The sequence below is a fragment of the Psychrobacter sp. W2-37-MNA-CIBAN-0211 genome (assembly GCF_040309405.1).
GTDB lineage: Bacteria > Pseudomonadota > Gammaproteobacteria > Pseudomonadales > Moraxellaceae > Psychrobacter > Psychrobacter glaciei.
On record NZ_JBEOOU010000002.1, the window covers coordinates 355,525 to 373,026 of the forward strand.

The 17,502-nt window shown below is 41.3% G+C and carries 18 protein-coding genes; 10 read left to right on the forward strand and 8 right to left on the reverse strand.

Annotated elements, in window-relative coordinates; translation table 11 throughout:
• Positions 1-84: 84 nt before the first annotated feature.
• The gene (locus AAEY72_RS04355) at positions 85-708 is read left to right on the forward strand and encodes a GNAT family N-acetyltransferase (protein WP_352309569.1); all 624 of its coding nucleotides are present in this window, start codon (positions 85-87) and stop codon (positions 706-708) included.
• A 30-nt stretch (positions 709-738) separates the two neighbouring features.
• Here AAEY72_RS04355 and AAEY72_RS04360 read toward each other — a convergent pair whose 3' ends face one another.
• Positions 739-951 carry a hypothetical protein gene (locus AAEY72_RS04360; protein WP_010201362.1) on the reverse strand — a complete coding sequence of 71 codons (213 nt, stop codon included), beginning with the start codon at positions 949-951 and terminating at the stop codon, positions 739-741.
• A gap of 450 nt (positions 952-1,401) precedes the next feature.
• Between AAEY72_RS04360 and AAEY72_RS04365 the strand changes: the two genes are divergently transcribed.
• Positions 1,402-1,863, forward strand: a complete 462-nt coding sequence (locus AAEY72_RS04365) for a DUF2846 domain-containing protein (protein WP_352309570.1) — start codon at positions 1,402-1,404, stop codon at positions 1,861-1,863.
• Positions 1,864-1,936: 73 nt separating this feature from the next.
• On the opposite strand, the gene gorA is transcribed toward AAEY72_RS04365, so the two are convergent.
• From gorA to AAEY72_RS04380, 3 genes are all read right to left on the reverse strand, one after another.
• Entirely contained in the window at positions 1,937-3,292 is a 1,356-nt protein-coding gene (gorA, locus tag AAEY72_RS04370; protein WP_194619275.1) for a glutathione-disulfide reductase, read from the reverse strand.
• 193 nt (positions 3,293-3,485) lie between these two features.
• Positions 3,486-3,938, reverse strand: a complete 453-nt coding sequence (locus AAEY72_RS04375; protein ID WP_194619273.1) for a threonine/serine exporter family protein — start codon at positions 3,936-3,938, stop codon at positions 3,486-3,488.
• Between the two features lies 1 nt (position 3,939).
• Positions 3,940-4,755 carry a threonine/serine exporter family protein gene (locus AAEY72_RS04380; protein WP_352309571.1) on the reverse strand — a complete coding sequence of 272 codons (816 nt, stop codon included), beginning with the start codon at positions 4,753-4,755 and terminating at the stop codon, positions 3,940-3,942.
• 163 nt (positions 4,756-4,918) lie between these two features.
• Here AAEY72_RS04380 and AAEY72_RS04385 point away from each other — a divergent pair, with 163 nt between their 5' ends.
• Complete coding sequence (locus AAEY72_RS04385; protein WP_352309573.1) at positions 4,919-5,200, forward strand: DUF503 domain-containing protein; 282 nt, start codon at positions 4,919-4,921, stop codon at positions 5,198-5,200.
• 94 nt (positions 5,201-5,294) lie between these two features.
• Here AAEY72_RS04385 and AAEY72_RS04390 read toward each other — a convergent pair whose 3' ends face one another.
• The 4 genes from AAEY72_RS04390 to uvrA all read right to left on the reverse strand — a co-directional run bounded on the left by AAEY72_RS04390 (position 5,295) and on the right by uvrA (position 10,280).
• Complete coding sequence (locus AAEY72_RS04390) at positions 5,295-5,789, reverse strand: REP-associated tyrosine transposase (protein WP_502945344.1); 495 nt, start codon at positions 5,787-5,789, stop codon at positions 5,295-5,297.
• A 189-nt stretch (positions 5,790-5,978) separates the two neighbouring features.
• Complete coding sequence (locus tag AAEY72_RS04395; RefSeq protein ID WP_352309574.1) at positions 5,979-6,473, reverse strand: hypothetical protein; 495 nt, start codon at positions 6,471-6,473, stop codon at positions 5,979-5,981.
• 267 nt (positions 6,474-6,740) lie between these two features.
• Positions 6,741-7,196 carry a hypothetical protein gene (locus AAEY72_RS04400; RefSeq protein WP_352309575.1) on the reverse strand — a complete coding sequence of 152 codons (456 nt, stop codon included), beginning with the start codon at positions 7,194-7,196 and terminating at the stop codon, positions 6,741-6,743.
• A gap of 177 nt (positions 7,197-7,373) precedes the next feature.
• Complete coding sequence (gene uvrA, locus AAEY72_RS04405) at positions 7,374-10,280, reverse strand: excinuclease ABC subunit UvrA (RefSeq protein WP_352309576.1); 2,907 nt, start codon at positions 10,278-10,280, stop codon at positions 7,374-7,376.
• Between the two features lie 645 nt (positions 10,281-10,925).
• On the opposite strand from uvrA, the gene AAEY72_RS04410 reads away from it, so the two are divergent.
• The 7 genes from AAEY72_RS04410 to AAEY72_RS04440 all read left to right on the forward strand — a co-directional run bounded on the left by AAEY72_RS04410 (position 10,926) and on the right by AAEY72_RS04440 (position 17,323).
• Positions 10,926-12,290, forward strand: a complete 1,365-nt coding sequence (locus AAEY72_RS04410) for an MFS transporter (RefSeq protein WP_194619259.1) — start codon at positions 10,926-10,928, stop codon at positions 12,288-12,290.
• Positions 12,291-12,422: 132 nt separating this feature from the next.
• Positions 12,423-13,025: a DUF3833 domain-containing protein gene (locus AAEY72_RS04415; RefSeq protein WP_352309577.1), complete on the forward strand. Its 603-nt coding sequence runs from the start codon at positions 12,423-12,425 to the stop codon at positions 13,023-13,025.
• A 312-nt stretch (positions 13,026-13,337) separates the two neighbouring features.
• A complete protein-coding gene (gene ssb, locus AAEY72_RS04420) occupies positions 13,338-13,961 on the forward strand; it encodes a single-stranded DNA-binding protein (RefSeq protein WP_189579868.1) in 624 nt (207 codons plus the stop codon).
• Between the two features lie 574 nt (positions 13,962-14,535).
• Positions 14,536-15,219 (forward strand): hypothetical protein, encoded by a 684-nt coding sequence (locus tag AAEY72_RS04425; protein ID WP_352309578.1) that lies wholly within the window; start codon positions 14,536-14,538, stop codon positions 15,217-15,219.
• A gap of 75 nt (positions 15,220-15,294) precedes the next feature.
• Positions 15,295-15,813 (forward strand): BLUF domain-containing protein, encoded by a 519-nt coding sequence (locus AAEY72_RS04430; RefSeq protein ID WP_352309579.1) that lies wholly within the window; start codon positions 15,295-15,297, stop codon positions 15,811-15,813.
• Positions 15,814-15,865: 52 nt separating this feature from the next.
• Entirely contained in the window at positions 15,866-16,303 is a 438-nt protein-coding gene (locus AAEY72_RS04435) for a BLUF domain-containing protein (RefSeq protein WP_352309580.1), read from the forward strand.
• A gap of 696 nt (positions 16,304-16,999) precedes the next feature.
• Positions 17,000-17,323 (forward strand): H-NS histone family protein, encoded by a 324-nt coding sequence (locus tag AAEY72_RS04440; RefSeq protein WP_189579877.1) that lies wholly within the window; start codon positions 17,000-17,002, stop codon positions 17,321-17,323.
• Positions 17,324-17,502 lie beyond the last annotated feature (179 nt).

Genomic DNA, 17,502 nt, shown 5'->3' on the forward strand with positions numbered 1-17,502 from the left:
AGACGGATAAGTATTAGTATTTAAACTGGCTTAGGTATCTAAGCCAGTTTTTTTGTAGATAAATAAAAAAGGAAAAATTATAATATGAATAAAAACACTATAAATAAAGATTACTTGAGCAAAGACTCGGTATTTTTGCGTCAGGCGGCTGCAAGTGATATTGACGCACTTGAGCAGTTATTAAACTGCTGTTATCGGGAAACGGGAGGCTGGACCAATGAGGCAAATTTGGTCGGCGGTATTCGTATCACGCCAGATGAGCTGGCTAATACCATCGCAAATCCTAAACACTATCTGTTTGTGTATCCAAAAACAACCAGTGGTGAACGTGAGGCAGAAGAAACGGGTGAGCTACTCGGTTGTATCGCGGTCGATATCAAAACCAATAATGACTCAAACAAAAAAGCCTACATTGGTATGTTTGCGGTACATCCTGTGCTACAAGGGCAGGGCGTTGGCAATGTGATTTTGCAAGCAGCAGAAACTTTCGCTACTCGTCATTTATCGTCAGATGGGCAAGCAGCTGATAAAAACCCTGCACGTTTGACCATGTCTATCTTGAGCCATCGTCCTGAGCTGTTGGCTTACTATCAGCGCCGCGGCTATCAGTTAAATGGTAATAAAATGCCGTTTCCAAATGATGGCAATAATGGCGAGCCAAAGCGTGAGGATTTGGAATTGTTAGAATTAGAAAAAATGGTTCATTAAAAAATCTTGAATGTTCAAAGGCTGATTTTATTAACCCCAAAAATGACCAAAGGTCATAAATAGCCCAACACTTAGCAGGATAAATGCCACGATAATTAAGCGCTTAAACCAGTTAAAAGCGGGCAAGCGCGTGGCATTGTCATCAGACATCAGATAAGCAAACAAAAATAACAAGCTTGCTGCCAATGTCATGATCCCAATACCAATCGGTAATATAAATAAATACACCTGCCACACAGTCATCTCTCAACGGTCAGTATTAATTGCATCATAGCAGTATCGGGATTGTGCTGCCAGTATGAACGTGACTTCGCTTAAATTTCCCAGAGCTATTAGAATAGAGGTGATTCAAGTATAGAAAATAGATATTGAATAAAAATAGGCAAATATCGAGAAACTAAGTTGGATTCTAAGATATAATTCTATATAGTTCGAGTAACTTTATAGATACATTAAGAACGAGGGGATTAGTGATAAATAATCAACGAAAATCTCAATTATCAGTAATAGTCATATAGATATCACATGGCTATTACTGATAATTGAGGCACTTGCAAAACCAGTTTTAAGGTTTATCGAGCGAGTGATGAGTTGGTTTTGACTATTGAAACTGAGCCATGTTCCTATAACTTATTCATAATAAAGTCATTGAAATATATTAGATAAAGCCACCCTTATTCTTAGAGAGATAACATGCTAAAAAAAATCGCTTTTCTAACGATTACATCAATACTATTTGCCGGTTGTGCTTCTGTACCCACTGAAAATGTTGAAGTATCAAACGTACTCAAGCAAGTGAAAGCACCTAGCGGCAACAATGCTGGGCTATATATTTATCGTAGCAATAGTGTGGTAGGTGGGGCTTTAAAGAAAGATGTGTGGGTAGATGATGAATGTATTGGTGAAACTGCGCGCGGCACTTTCTTCTATCATGAAGTACTAGGCAATATGCAGCACAAAGTTTCTACCGAATCTGAGTTTTCTCCTAACGATTTAATGATTGATACTACAGCGGGTAATAATTACTTTGTAAAACAATATATTAAGCCAGGTTTAATTGTTGGTGGTGCGGGTGTTAAGTTAGTACCTGAAAGTGAAGGCAGAGAAGCAATCGCTGACCTCAAGCTCGGAATAAAAGGGACTTGTAGCAAGTAGTGCAAGTCACTATCTATAAAGAAAGGCTACCTCGTTAAGGGTAGCCTTTTTTAATATATTCCAATCTATCAAACTAACGCATCGTCACAAACTCTTCTGAACCAGTTGGATGGATAGCAACGGTATTATCAAAGTCAGCTTTAGTCGCGCCCATTTTGATAGCGACCGCAAAGCCCTGAATCATCTCATCGACACCAAATCCAAGACCGTGTAGACCAATGACTTTTTCATCATCGCCCAAGCACACCAGTTTCATCATACATTTCTGACGATGCTGGGTCACCGCGCTATACATCGAGGTAAATGTTGAGTTATAGCATTTGATATTGTCTTTACCATAGCGTTCAACCGCGTCGATTTCAGACAAGCCAATCGTACCAATAGCAGGGTGGGTAAAGATAACGGTCGGTATCAACGTATAGTCTAAATGCTCATTAGGCTTGTTGTTAAATAGGCGCTCTGACAAGCGGCGACCTGCGGCAATCGCCACTGGGGTCAAATCCACACTATCTTCGATAATATCGCCGACCGCATAGATATTTGCAACATTGGTGTTCTGGAACTTATCGACTTTGATTTTGCCGATTTCGTTCGTTTCTACACCCGTCACTTGCAGGTTGATATTGTCTGTCGATGGCGCACGACCAATCGCCCAAATCAAACAATCTGTCGCGTCTAAGCTGCCATTTTCAGTACATAAAGTCAGGCTGCCATCTTCATTTTTATTGACTTCCGTGAGTGTGGTATTGGTATGTAGTTGAATACCGTCTTGCTCCATCTCTATGAGTAATGCCTCTACCACACTGTGATCAAATGAGCGTAGCGGCGAGTGCTGGCGTACATACAAATGCACCTCAGCGCCCAAACTGTTTAACACGCCTGCGATCTCGACAGCGATATAGCCTGCGCCCACAATCGCCACACGTTTTGGCAAATGGTTCAAAGCAAAAAAGCCATCAGAATCGATGCCGTATTCTGCGCCTTTGATATCTGGCTGAATCGGGTGACCGCCCGTGGCAATCAAAATATGGTCAGCGGTAATCAACTCGCCATTCACTTCTACGGTATTGGTATCGACGAATTTAGCAAAGCCTTTGATGACTTCTACACCGTTTTTGGCCAAATTATTGTCATAAGAGCGGTGAATATTTTCGATATATTGTTGACGGCTCTGCACCAGTTTTTGGAAGTCAAAACCTTTAACATCCACATCGAACCCATAGTCTGGCGCATATTTATGAATAGCCTCGGCAACTTGCGCGCCATACCACATCACTTTTTTGGGTACACAGCCCAAGTTCACACAAGTACCGCCCAATTGGTTGGCTTCGATAATGGCACATTTTTTGCCATAGCTCGCCGCACGGTTGATTGAAGCAATGCCACCGCTGCCGCCGCCAATGGCGATATAGTCATAATGTTTGGTCATAATGAATCTCTTTATTAAGTTGTTATTGGTGCTATCTTGGACTCTACCGTAATGGGTCTTATCATCCATCTTACAAGTTTTTTGTGGTTAGGGTATGTTAAGTCGCTTCGATGTGGTTAGTTTTTCGCTAGAAACAGCCTAACATTTAAATGTCTATACCTGCCTAAATCTACTTAAACCCGCCTAAACCTACTTAAACAATGGCACGCCGTCTATAAAATAACAGTCCGGGAATGGACAAACCTAGTACCAATCCTGAGGTTACAAATAAAGCCTCAAATAAATACACCATCATTTGGCTAAATAATTCGTCCGAAAAACCAAAATAGCCAATCTGTACCATACTCACCATCGCCTTATAAGCGGCGATACCGGGCATCATGCAAATGACACTGGGCGAAATTAATGCTTTAGGCGGTAGGGTGTATTTCTTGGAAAAATATACACCTAAAAAGCTGGCAAGCATCGCCCCAAAAAAGCTAGCAACCACGAGATGCACATGCTGATAAACAAGAGCCGTCTTTAGTCCGAAGCCAAACGCAGTCATCAGCAAGCAAGGCAGGATATAGCGTTTGGGTACGCTAAACATCAGCGTCCAACCAAGGGTAATAATACACGACAGCGCAACGGTTTCAATGAACCACATCTTAAAACCCCCAGTGCTGTATGCGAAGTAAAACCAGTGCCATCACGATGCCAACGCACGCTGATAGGGTCAGCATATAAGTAAAAACCGCACGTCCAATCCCAATATTGACATAGCCTTTTAAGATATCTGAGAAAGAGTTGATCAAAGGAAAGCTTGGTACTAGTAAGAGCACACTAGAGGCAACGGCAATATCGGCATTATTACCAATATCAAAATAATAGGTCGTCGCTCCAATTAAGGAAGCAATAAATGCTGTCACAATGACGGTGATAAAAGGATTGAAATGCTGCTTGGACAGGTAAATACGGGTGAACATCGCTACCATACCAGCGATAAATGTCACTGCGGTAATCGACCAACTGCCACCATTCAGGTAAGCAAACGCCGCACAAGACGCGCCAACAAATATGCCTACTAGCCACGTTGGATACACGGTTTTATCCAGCTCATCGAAGGCAAGAGTGGTGCGGTCAGTCAGCTCAGATTTCAGCTGATTGTTATCTGGCTTGTCGCTATTTGTGTCGGCTTCGGTTTTATTGATAATTTGCTGGATTTGTACCAGTAAATTGACGTTGATGCTTTGATTAATCGTGTCTCTGGTGGTAGTGATACAGCGCTCATCACAGATGGTGGTCAAGGTTATGGCATTAAAATTCAGCGAACATTCTACGCTGTTCATACCCAATGCAAGCCCCAAGCGTTTGCATAAGTCCACCACCACGGCAGACTCAGCGCCATATTGCATAAGGAGTAATCCGCAGCGCACGCATAGTCGAGTAATGTGCTGCTGCTTTACGTAGCTGATAGAGGTCATTGATTAGATACGCATGTTGGCTATTGGGATATTTGTGAATAGTATAAGTATGAGCATTGTGAGTGGTTATGAGGTATCAATACGGCAAGGTAACGATAGCATAACTTGCCGTGCTTATTTGCTACTATTATAAAGCGTAAACCACTGTCGTAAGGAGAATAAAATGCATATCGTCATTCTAACTTTGACCTTTTCTCTACCCGGTTGTGGCTCATTAAAAGAAAAGCGCCAACGGATGGGCGGCTTGCATGCACGCTTTGGCAATACGCCAAGCGTCGCGGTATGTGAGAGCGGCGAGCGTGATCGGTATGATGCTAGTGAATGGACGTTTGTGATCGTTGGATTGTTTAAACGTGAGGTCGAGTCGCAATGCAGTCAAATTGAAGAAAAAATAGAACGGACGGTAGATGCGCGGGTGATGAATGTTGAGAGGGAGTTTGTTTAGGTTAATTGGTAATTATCTCAAGTCTGAAAAATGTTTAACTTGTAGGTTGGGTGGAGCTTGTGACACCCAACATTTACTTTAAAAAAGAATATACTCATCCGCCCCAATTGATAGGAAGCAAACCATCCGTCACAAATCGATGAAATGAAGAATATTGCCAGTCTTTAGCCTGTTTAACATACCCATGTTTAATAGGGTTCATATGAATATAATCAATATGTGCTCGATAGTCTGATTCATCGCGAATGCAATGCTCCCAAAATCGACGTTGCCAAATACCACGCTCGCTTTTTTTAAGTCTACTACTCGAAATAGATTCTGTTTTGGCAATTTTATAAGAAAAATAATATTTAATGAGTTTTATTCGTTTAGAGAAGTCTGCATCATTATTTGGCATAGTACATAACATATGCAAGTGGTCTGGCAAGATAACAATGGCATCAATGTAGAAGGGGTGTTTTTGTTTAACGAGTTTGAAGGCGCGTCTAAGTGTTGCAATTTCTTTGATTAGCAAATCGCTAGACCTATCAGCTAGGTTGATAGTGAAAAAGTAGGTTGCTCCTTTTTGATAGTGCCTTCGATATTGCATGCTATTCTGAAAATGATAATTGTTAGCTGATATTACTTAATTTTGTTGGGTTTCCTTCGTCAACCCAACCTACGGATTGTAGGTAATTTCGGGTTTGGATTGTAGTTTGGTGTCGAAGGATGAGACCTAACGAGTTGGTTTGGATGAATATGAGACAGTTGGGTTTCCTTCGTCAACCCAACCTACGAGCTAATATAAGTCATCAACTACAACGACTTTATGTAAATCTGAAACCAAGGCGAGACCAAATTGAGGTTCAGCACTGATATCTATAGCTCTATCAACATATTCAATATAACCAAATACACTTTGCTTGAAAACTAGATTTGTATTCTTATCTTTATAATAGTGGAACTGACCCTGCGTGCTACAGAAGTCATCTTCCTGCGAATAGGTAAATAATTTTTCACATGTATCTAACAATATATTTCCAAAGGTTGTTCTACTAGAACTATATTCACTCCATGATTTTTGAGCTTCAATGACTGCACGCTTTATAATTGGGACTTCTGAATTATTGATGTTTTGCAATTCATCAATCCAAAAATTAAATTTATCTGTCTTTAATAAATAAGCCGAGTTCTTCAGAATAATTATAAACTCACTAATCAATATTGATTTTTCACTATCTAGAGCACTAATAATAGCAAATTTGGTCTTTTCTAAATGTGTATTGAAATTCATAAGATTATGGGCTTATTATTAATAATTTGGATTATGAAAGCTTATGAGCGTCCATGAGCCATAGCTGTTATGATAGGTTCTGCTCACTCTATTTTACAATGCATACGCATTAGCCATACGGTACCAATTTTGTCATACCAACATTCCGCTAATATTTCTTGATGAAATTTCATGGTATCACGCAGAATATAATCCTCTAGTATTGAATTTCTAGTCAAACCTACTTAAGTCATCTGACCCAAATACTCAACAGAGTTCTCTGATTTGTCACAATCCTTCTTGCTTAAATTTGTCGTATGTATCAGAAAATCTAAGCAGACAATTTCTACCATTTTCATCCAGACTATCGTATAAATCATCTCTCAATACTTTGTAAGCCTTTATAAAAGCAGGCTTATTTTCACGAGTAAAGGGCTGTCTCATATCATGCTCGGTAAATGAATTAATTATATTCAGTAGCGAACCAAGATGGTAAGGATTATGTTTTAAAGCTTGCAAGTAATAGATCAGCCCAGTTTCATCTTCTTCATATTCAGTATGGCATGGAGCAGGTCCTGCAACTATGAATCCTTTTAAATTTAAAGCATCAGCAATCTCAAAATCAGTTGCCCGATCATCAACAATAATTTCATTTAGAATAGCAAAAGCTGTCCCTAAATCTTCTAGTTCAAATTGATGAATGATGTATTCAGCTTGACTGATTTTTTCTTCTATAGTAGGCATGTTTTTGTCTCTTTTTCGCTTTTTGAAATACTTAGTATAACTACGAGGAATTCAATATCAAACACACTGAGTGTAATACAATTTAGTGTTGAGGAATAAAATCCAATAACCCAATTTCAAACATAAAAAAAGGCTACCCCCTAAAGAGTAGCCTTTTATCAATCATGACTAACGGTATTAGCTGACTTCTTTCATACCTTGCTCTAGCATTGGCTTTAAGAATATACCCGTGTATGACTCTTTGACTTCTGCCACTTCCTCAGGCGTGCCTTCCGCAATGATCAGTCCGCCACCTTTACCACCTTCAGGGCCAAGATCAACCACCCAATCCGCCGTTTTGATGACGTCCAAGTTATGCTCAATGACCACGATGGTATTACCCTTATCACGTAGCGCATGCAAGATATTGAGCAGCTTATCGATATCATGGAAATGCAAGCCAGTGGTCGGCTCATCCAAGATATAGAGCGTTTGTCCCGTATCGCGTTTGGCAAGCTCACGCGCTAACTTAACACGCTGTGCTTCACCACCTGATAGCGTCGGTGCAGACTGACCCAAACGAATATAACTGAGACCGACATCCATCAAGGCTTGCAAGCGACGATAAATCGCTGGAATGGCTGAGAAGAACTCAGTGGCATCTTCGACTGTCATATCAAGCACGTCGGCGATGGTTTTGCCTTTATAGTGAATCTCTAAGGTCTCGCGGTTATAGCGCTTGCCTTCACAGGTATCACACGGCACATACATATCCGGTAAGAAATGCATCTCAACTTTGATAAGACCATCACCTTGACACATCTCACAGCGTCCGCCTTTTACGTTGAAGCTAAAGCGACCGGCTTTATAACCACGAGCGCGCGCTTCTTGGGTTTGTGCAAACATTTCACGTACTGGGGTAAACACGCCCGTATACGTTGCTGGGTTTGATCGCGGTGTACGACCAATCGGGCTTTGATCGATATCGACCATTTTATCCAAATGCTCAAGACCGCTAATGCTGTCATGCTTATCCGCGATGAGCGTCGAAGCATTGTTTAACTGAGTCGCGGCAAGTGGCATTAAAGTACGGTTAATCAAGGTCGATTTACCAGAACCAGAGACACCCGTGATACAGGTCATGATACCGATTGGTAAAGACAAATCAACATCGTGTAAGTTGTTACCAGACGCACCTTTTAGCTCAATGGTCATCGGTACTTTCTTGGGTTTGGCTTTGCCTGTAACCTCGACTTCCATAGTTTTGGCTTTATGACGAATCGCTGGAATCTCGATTCTTTTCTTACCAGACATATATTGTCCAGTCAGCGATTCTTTATTGGCCATGATGTCATCGACTGACCCTTGAGCGATGATATGACCGCCATGTACGCCTGCACCGACACCGATATCGATAACGTGATCCGCTTGGCGAATGGCGTCTTCATCGTGCTCAACGACCAATACCGTATTGCCCAAATCACGCAAGCGCGTTAAGGTTTTTAATAGACGATCATTATCGCGTTGATGCAGACCGATTGATGGCTCATCAAGTACATACATGACGCCCATTAGACCCGCGCCAATTTGGCTAGCAAGACGAATACGTTGTGCTTCACCGCCCGATAGCGTTTCAGCAGAGCGGGCAAGCGATAAATAATCAAGTCCGACACTGACAAGGAAGTTTAGACGCTCATTGATCTCTTTAAAGATTTTTTCCGCGACTTCACCTTTGTGACCGCCAATTTTTAGTGTTTTATAATAATCAGCTGCATCACCGATAGACATTTTGACGATTTCAGCAATGGTGTGCTCATCAACGCGGACATTGCGTGAAATTTCATTGAGCCGCGCGCCATCACAGACGTTACAAGTGGTATCAGCTAAGTATTTGGCTAGCTCGTCACGTACGAGGTTACTTTGCGTTTTGGCATAGCGACGTTCTAAATAAGGCAGCACACCTTCAAATGGTACGGTCTTGTTGGTTTTACGACCGCGCTCATCAGTGAAGTTAAAGGTGAGCTTCTCTTTACCAGAACCGTTCATAATAAGGTCTTGCTGCGCGTTTGGCAGGTCTTGCCACGGTGCATCCATGTCGATTTTAAAATGATGACAAACGGTAGAGAGCAAACCAAAGTAATAAGCGTGACGTTTATCCCAGCCATTAATCGCGCCTTGGTTGAGGGATTTTTCGTGATGGGTGATGAGTTTTTCGGCAGAGAAATACTGACGTTTACCAAGACCATCACAGCTTGGGCACGCGCCGTATGGATTGTTAAAACTGAACATGCGCGGCTCAAGCTCAGACACGGCACGATCACAAACAGGGCAAGAATGCTTGGCTGACATGACTTGGTTTTCATCGCCGCCTTCTTTTGGATTGCCATCCATAAAGTGCAGTGTCACCAAACCTTGGCCTAAACGTAGCGCCGTCTCCAAACTTTCAGCGACGCGGTTACCTAAGTCATCACGAACTTTAAAGCGGTCAACGACAACTTCAATGGTATGTTTTTTCTTTTTATCGAGTGTTGGTAGCTCATCAGTATCGTAGACATCGCCATCGACACGTACGCGCACAAAGCCTTGACCAATTAATTGCTCAAGCAAAACCGTATGTTCGCCTTTACGTTCACGAATGACGGGTGCCAAAATCATGATTTTGGTGTCATCTGGTAGAGCCATGACTTGATCAACCATCTCAGTGACTGACTGCGCGACCATTGGCTCGCCATGCTCAGGACAAAAAGGCGTGCCGATACGCGCATAGAGCAGGCGCAGATAGTCATAAATCTCGGTAATCGTACCAACCGTTGAGCGCGGATTATGGTTGGTCGATTTCTGCTCGATAGCAATCGCAGGGGATAGGCCCTCGATGCTATCGACGTCAGGCTTCTCCATTTGCGAGAGGAACTGACGCGCATACGCCGACAAGCTCTCGACATAACGACGTTGCCCTTCGGCATACAAGGTATCGAATGCCAATGAAGATTTACCAGAACCTGATAAGCCAGTGATCACCACGAACTTATCTCGTGGAATGTCTAAATCGACATTTTTTAAATTATGAGTACGTGCGCCGCGTATTGCGATATGGTCATGTGCCATCGGTGATAGGTTTCCTATTTGCTAAAATGGTATTTAAAAAAGATGGTCGTCGTTCAATAATAATATGAGTAACTAATATGAGTAACTAATGACTATGGGTAATTTAAGGTGAGTTTATGGGTTAAACAAAAGCGTGGATAGTTCTCAAATGCATATCGTTTGATAAAAGTTAAGCGTTGTATCGAACAATATAAATGACGGTTTTTATTTTGTGCTTTGTTTTGACTTTAATAAGCAAATCTAAATCAAATCAGTGTTAACTAATAGGGAGGGTTTGTTATAAATTTATCCAAGCTGTATCAGTTCAAGCTGTGTCGCTTTAGGATATGCCTTTTTATAAGGACATGCGTCATAAGTGCTGTTTAGGCAACAATGTCTGCGCTGCCTTGCTTTATTGTCATGATGGAGGGATTATTCAAGGTATGGTGACCCATCAGATGCACTTGGTAACAAAATTATGGTGTCACTCCTACAGGTAAGTGCAGGAATGGTCAAAGGAAGCGTAAAAAGACAAAAGTCTCGGCAACCTGATGGCGAATGTCTTATACTAGTGGGCTTAATTTATAGCTAAAGCCTTGATAGAGTCACAATAGTATAAGCAGCGCAGCAGTGACAAATCAGCAATGACGAACCAGTGAGGCAAGTATGAATAGCGTAGAAAAACGGGCAATTCTCGGGGTCGGTGGTATATTTGCCTTGCGGATGATTGGTTTGTTTATGATTGTGCCCGTATTTTCTGTGTATGGCGACAATTATGCGCATGCGACACCGTTTCTAATTGGCTTAGCGGTCGGTATTTATGGGCTAGGGCAGGCGATCTTTCAGATACCGATGAGCCTTGCTGCTGATAAGTTTCCACGTAAGCCGATTATCTTTTTGGGTCTGGTGCTATTTGCTCTTGGCGGTATCATCGCTGCCAATGCCACGGATATTTATGAAGTCATTATCGGTCGGGCGCTGGCAGGTAGTGGCGCGGTCTCTGCGGTATTGATGGCGCTACTCGCTGATGTGACGCGCGAAGAGATGCGCACCAAAGCTATGGCGACGATGGGCTTAACCATTGCGACTTCCATCATGTTGGCATTTGCTTTTGGTCCGCTATTGGTCGGTTCGCTTGGTATCTCTGGGCTGTTTTGGTTGACCTCAGGGTTTGCTATTCTCGCGATGCTGCTGCTTTTTTTCGTACCGACGCCGCTACGAGTGCTCAAGCATAATTTGGATAATAAATCGATTGGTCAGCAGTTAGCGACGGTACTAAAAATCGGCGATTTAAACCGCTTACATATCGGTATCTTTGCCCTTCATCTGACCATGACGGCGATATTTGTTATATTGCCGCATCAGCTCAATGACGTGATGGGTCTATCCGTACGTCAGCAGGGTTTGGTTTATTTGCCATTGCTATTTATCGGCTTTGCCGTCGCGATACCATTCATTATCATTGCCGAAAAGAAACGCAAAATGCGCCAAGTATTCTTGGGTGCGATTGCCTTGATGACCGTCGCCTTAGCAGTGCTAGCATTGGGTAGTCAGGTCGGTATCGGTATTATATTGGGGTTGCTGCTGTACTTTATGGGCTTTAACTTGCTTGAAGCAACAATTCCTTCGTGGATATCCAAGCGCGCACCAGTTGCCAATAAAGCCACGGCTATGGGGCTGAATTCTTCCAGTCAGTTCTTTGGTGCATTTGTGGGCGGGGCAATGGGTGGCTTGTTACTGAGTCAGCCTAATCTGCTGGCGTGGGGGATACTGGCTATCATTATGGGCATTTCGTTGCTGCTTATTATCCCGATTGCTGATCCACCATATTTATCAAGTACGACCGTTACGATTCCCAAAAACATCAACATACAAGATTGGTCGCGGCAAGTGCTAGCAGTCGACGGCGTTGATGAACTGGTGGTCATGGCAAAAGAACAAGTGGCTTATTTAAAGCTGGATAAGACCCAGTTGACAGAGGATTCACGGCAGCAGCTATCGAGCTTGGCGCAAAGTCCATTAGATCTTTAATAGATTAACTATGCAACAATCTAAAGGTTATAGAAATAAGCCTAAATGGGCAAAACTGAGTAGACAGTAACCGCGTAGACAGACCCTAATAAGTGAAAACTAAAAATTCATCTCTGTTTAAAAGGAATTAATATGAGTCAGTTTAAAATGCTGTTGAATGGTGCTTTTTTTGGTAAAGATGTTGTTCCCCGAGCAATGGTCAAACTTGCGATAGGTTTTGGGCTATCTGCCACGCTTTTGACCTCTGGCTGCGCCACCCAAAATATTCAGGCTTATCAAAACACCTCACCAACGCTCGATATGCATGAATTTTTCTCCGGTCAGATTGATGGCTGGGGCATGTTTCAAGGTCGCAATGGCGAGGTCAAAAAACGCTTTTACGTCGATATTGATGCCACTCACGAAGGCGATAATGTCATTGTATTGGACGAAAAGTTCGCATGGGCAGATGGCACAAAATCGCAGCGTATATGGCGACTGACCAAGCAAGTGGATGGCAGTTGGAAAGGTACGGCAGGTGATGTCATTGGCGAGGCGACAGGGGAAGTGGTTGGCAATACCTTGCATTGGAATTACGTATTAGAGTTGCCCGTTGAAGACAAGACGTACAAAGTGAATTTTGATGATTGGATGTATCTTATTAATGACGATGTCATGCTCAATCGTTCAGTCATGAAAAAGTTTGGCGTAGAGCTGGGTAGCGTCACTCTCAGTATGCATCGTAATAATAAATAATCGTTGGCATTACTGATATTTTATGGTGTTTTTCAGGGCTCTAAGGAGTCCTTTCTATTTGTAATCCTCGCTAAGATGTTGATACTTCAAAATAATGAATAGTATTGCACAGAGGGAAGCTGATTTTTAATAGTGATAAAGATAAAGCCTCAACACTGCACGACGTAGCATGTCGTTTGCTGTATACAGTGACTAGATATTTTAAAAGAAAATAGTTAAAGTAAAGCCATATTACTGATAGAATTAATGGTTTATATTAAAGACTCGATTAAAGCTCGTAATTAAATTATTCATAAGTAAGAGGACGGAACTATGCGCGGAGTTAATAAAGTTATCATCATCGGTAACCTTGGAGCAGACCCTGAGGCACGTCAATTTAGTAACGGCGGTAGCGTGACCAATATCTCGGTTGCGACGTCAGAGCAGTGGACAGACAAGCAAAGCGGTGAAAAGAAAGAAGCCACCGAATGGCATCGCATTTCACTCTTTAATCGTCTAGGCGAAATCGCCGCGCAGTATCTGCGTAAAGGCAGTAAGGTCTATATCGAAGGCAGTTTGCGTACCCGAAAATATCAAGATCCCAATGGTCAAGACCGCTATATTACTGAGATTCGCGCTGAGCAAATGCAAATGCTGGATGGCGCAACGGGTGGTCAGGATAATGGCGGCTTCAGTAATAATAACCAAGGTGGCCAAAATCAAGGCTACGGCAACCAAGGCGGTCAAAGTAACCAGAACAATTTTGGTCAGCAAGCAAACAGTCAGCCTGCTCAGCAAGGTGGTTATAACCAATCTAGCGGTGGTCAAAACAGCTTTAACAATAATCAAGGTGCACCTGCTCAGCAGAATCAGTTTAATCAACCTGCTCAAAAGCCTGCACAATCAAAGCCGACAGCAATGCCAGATGGTCCTGTCGATGATGATATTCCATTCTAGGATACACCTTAGAGGAATACGTAAATAAAGAATGTTGATTAAGTTAGATAGGGCCTATGTGAATAGGCTCTTTTTTTATGGAGAAAATAAAGTAAACGTAAATAGTTAATGAAGAAAATACTTATAATTTTTGCAATTACTTTATTGCTCTCGATAATGTTATACAGCATAAAAAAATGGATTTGAAATACGATAGAATAAGAAAAGCTCCTCATTTCTGTTAGCAATGTATCTTCTTGTTTATCATATCAACCATATCTATAAACGAAATTATCTACAGTCATTTTTATATTTTTTTCGCTAGAACTTATTCAAATGACCACTTATATCCTATATCAACCGTTCATTCTATTAGATTTTAATAATACTAACGCTTCATTAAATGTGTTGATATAATCAAAAGTCGCCAATGATTTAGCAAAAATTACACCTTAAATCTTTTAAAAAAAATGGTTTTGAAAGAATTTATAAAAGTTCAAGGTAGGGTGGATTTATAACCCAAAGTATCAAAAATTATTTAGGCAGCACCGTATTGTGGTCGTGTTTGCTTAAGTATCAGCGTTAGGTTTATCAGATGAATAATAGCGATGTATTTCGAAAAAGCGACTTGGGTCGAGAAGAAATTAAGACGCAAAATCTAGGTGTGTTGCCGCGAGAGGCGAGAACATTGTTAATCATGATTGATGGCAAAAAGACTTATCAACAGTATCTTGATTCGCTTGATAACAGTAAGATGTTCGCTGAGTTTGGCGGGATAGCACCTCTGTTTGAGTTGTTACAAGAGTTTCAGTGTATTGAGTTGATAGCAGATGATAATGCCAGCGTTGCAAGTCAATCGTATGTAACCTCGCAACCAGCGGCACCACATACTGTCACTGAGCAGCAAGTGGCTGAAATACAGCCCACGACGCGAGCAAACGAAGACAGCAAAGCACTTCAGCCTCAATCCATTCAATCGCAGAGTAATAGTGCCGCTGAGTTTGATGCTACCTTTAACGATAAGCCAAAAAAGGCAGCTTCTTTTACTGGCTATTTTAAGCGCAAAGCCGCTGATGTTAATTTTGAGACATTAAAGTCAGAATTGGCGACTTATATCGAAAAAAATGCACCATCTGAAGATGTATGGGGTTACCTGCTAAATCTGGAGCAGTGTACCGATGCCCCGCAATTATTGGCTCTCATACAAAAGATCCAGCGCTCTACCGGTGGTGGTTTATCGCAGGGTGTGGGTGAGTTTTCCAAAAGAATCAAACTCTAAATTTTACTCACTCATCGTAGCGATGCATTGGGCTATTGCTTACAAGAAAATCTAAATAATTTATCGGAGTGCGTTATGGACGTCGCTGAGCTGTCAGAAAAGAACCAGTCAAATATACGACATGGCGAGCATATTATTACACGTTTGACCTATATTAGCCGTTATAACAAAGACAACCCTAATGGGGAGGTCACGCGTATCCTAGCGCAAGCGCAACAGAATAATGAGCATAATGGCATTACGGGTGCATTGGTCTTCAATCACAATTACTTTCTTCAAAGCATTGAAGGAGCGAGACCTGTCATTAATGAGCTATTACGCAAGCTTGTAAAAGACGAGCGGCATTTTTCCTTACAGATTATTGAATGTCGCGAGATTGAGCAGCGCCACTGGAATAAGTGGTCGATGAAATATCTTATCCCAAGTGATGAGAATAAAGGACTGGCGCTTAAATTTTCGACAAGCACTCAGTTCAATCCCTATCTGATGAGCGCCAACCAAATCATGATGCTGATTGATACATTGTCAGAACTTCAAGAGCAAGAAGAAAAAGAGGCTTCTGCCAAGAAGAAGTCTTGGTTTGCTATCAGTTAATTGACGTTTATAAAGGTGCCAACACCCTATCACATTGCATAAGAGATCAGAGATGACATCACCAACTTCAGATGCGCATATTTTAATGAGTATGACGTACGTGAGCCGTGCAAACCCAGACGTATCAGCGAAAGACTTTAATGAGATTTTGCAGCAAGCCCAAGCCAATAATGCGGCAAATGGCATCACGGGTATGTTGACCTTTAATAAAGACTATTTTTTGCAAACGGTCGAAGGACCTAGAGCACAGATTAATCGTTTATTGTACGCTCTCATTGCCGATCAGCGTCATCACGATTTACAGGTGATTGAAACACGCGAGCTCAAGCATAGAAAATGGGCAAAATGGTCAATGAACTATGCTTCTCCAACCGAATCTAACGCCGCGATTTATCTAAAATACTCTACGACAGTTGATTTCAATCCGTATTTATTAAGTGCCGAATCCGCTCTTGATTTGATGACTGAGCTTAGCGCACAACGGGCTTAGTCTGTTGAATTAACATCGAATAATAAGCAGTATGGTACTTAAGTAATATGGCACTTAAGCAGTTCAAAATAAAAAAGGGACATTAAAAATGGCGTTCTGCTGATATAAATTTTTTTCGCCTACCTAGGTCGTGTCCTCGATTTGAACAGAAGCGACTATCTGAAGGTTTATTGTTTATAGCATTAATACGCTTACCTATATTGAGTGGATTGACTAATGTTGTTTAATTACTGCTTTTTATAATATTATTATTTACCGGCTTTATTCCTAAATTGGTCCAAATAAAGGTTTTTTAAGTGGATAAAAGATACAGTATTAAATTGGGCTAATTATTGGCTATTTCGTATGATATAGCCCGATCACCATAAAATTATTACGATGGTTATTTTGATGACTGCGTTGACATAAAACTTATGATTGGTTTTATTGTATTGATATTGTTGCATATTGACTACAAAGTTCATTGATTGCCTATTGTTATGAATACTATTTTTGTTTATATTGTCCCTACTTATTAATGCTACTGGTAATAGCTTATCAACGTCACTAATAATAACGTTTTGATAAACAATAAATGAAATTGACTATTAAATTTCGTGTCACTACTTATTATTTGTGAATTGGCACTCTTTAGCGCTTAATAAATAGTATTATATTTATTAGGTTTATATCCCTTATATAAAAGTTGAATTTATTATGAACAACAATACTGCCCTTGATTTAGACAGTTTAAACGTCGATGAGCTACGTGCCATCACTGAAAACGCCCAACAGTTAATTGCTAAAAAGCAACATCAGCGTTTGTATGATGCTTACATGCAGTTTGAAAAAATTGCCGAAGAGAGTAATAGCACCATCGAAGAGATTTTAAAGGCTGGTGAGACGTTAGAGAAAAAGCGTAACATCAAGTATCGCAACACCGATAATAATGAAGAAACATGGACGGGTCGCGGTCGCAAGCCACTATGGTTGGTTGATGCACTAGCAGCAGGTCGTGACATTGAAGATTTCGCTATTTAATCTATCAAGATTCGAATAGCAATGCTAGGCATTACTTTGTCCTTATGACTTTCATAACGATTGAGTCAAAAGTGCATTAGTAGACAGAAGTCAGTATCTTTATTGCCAATATTTTGGTAAAAAGATACTGGCTTTTTTTCTGTCATCTGTATGCTATTGTTTGTTATGATAATGACGTT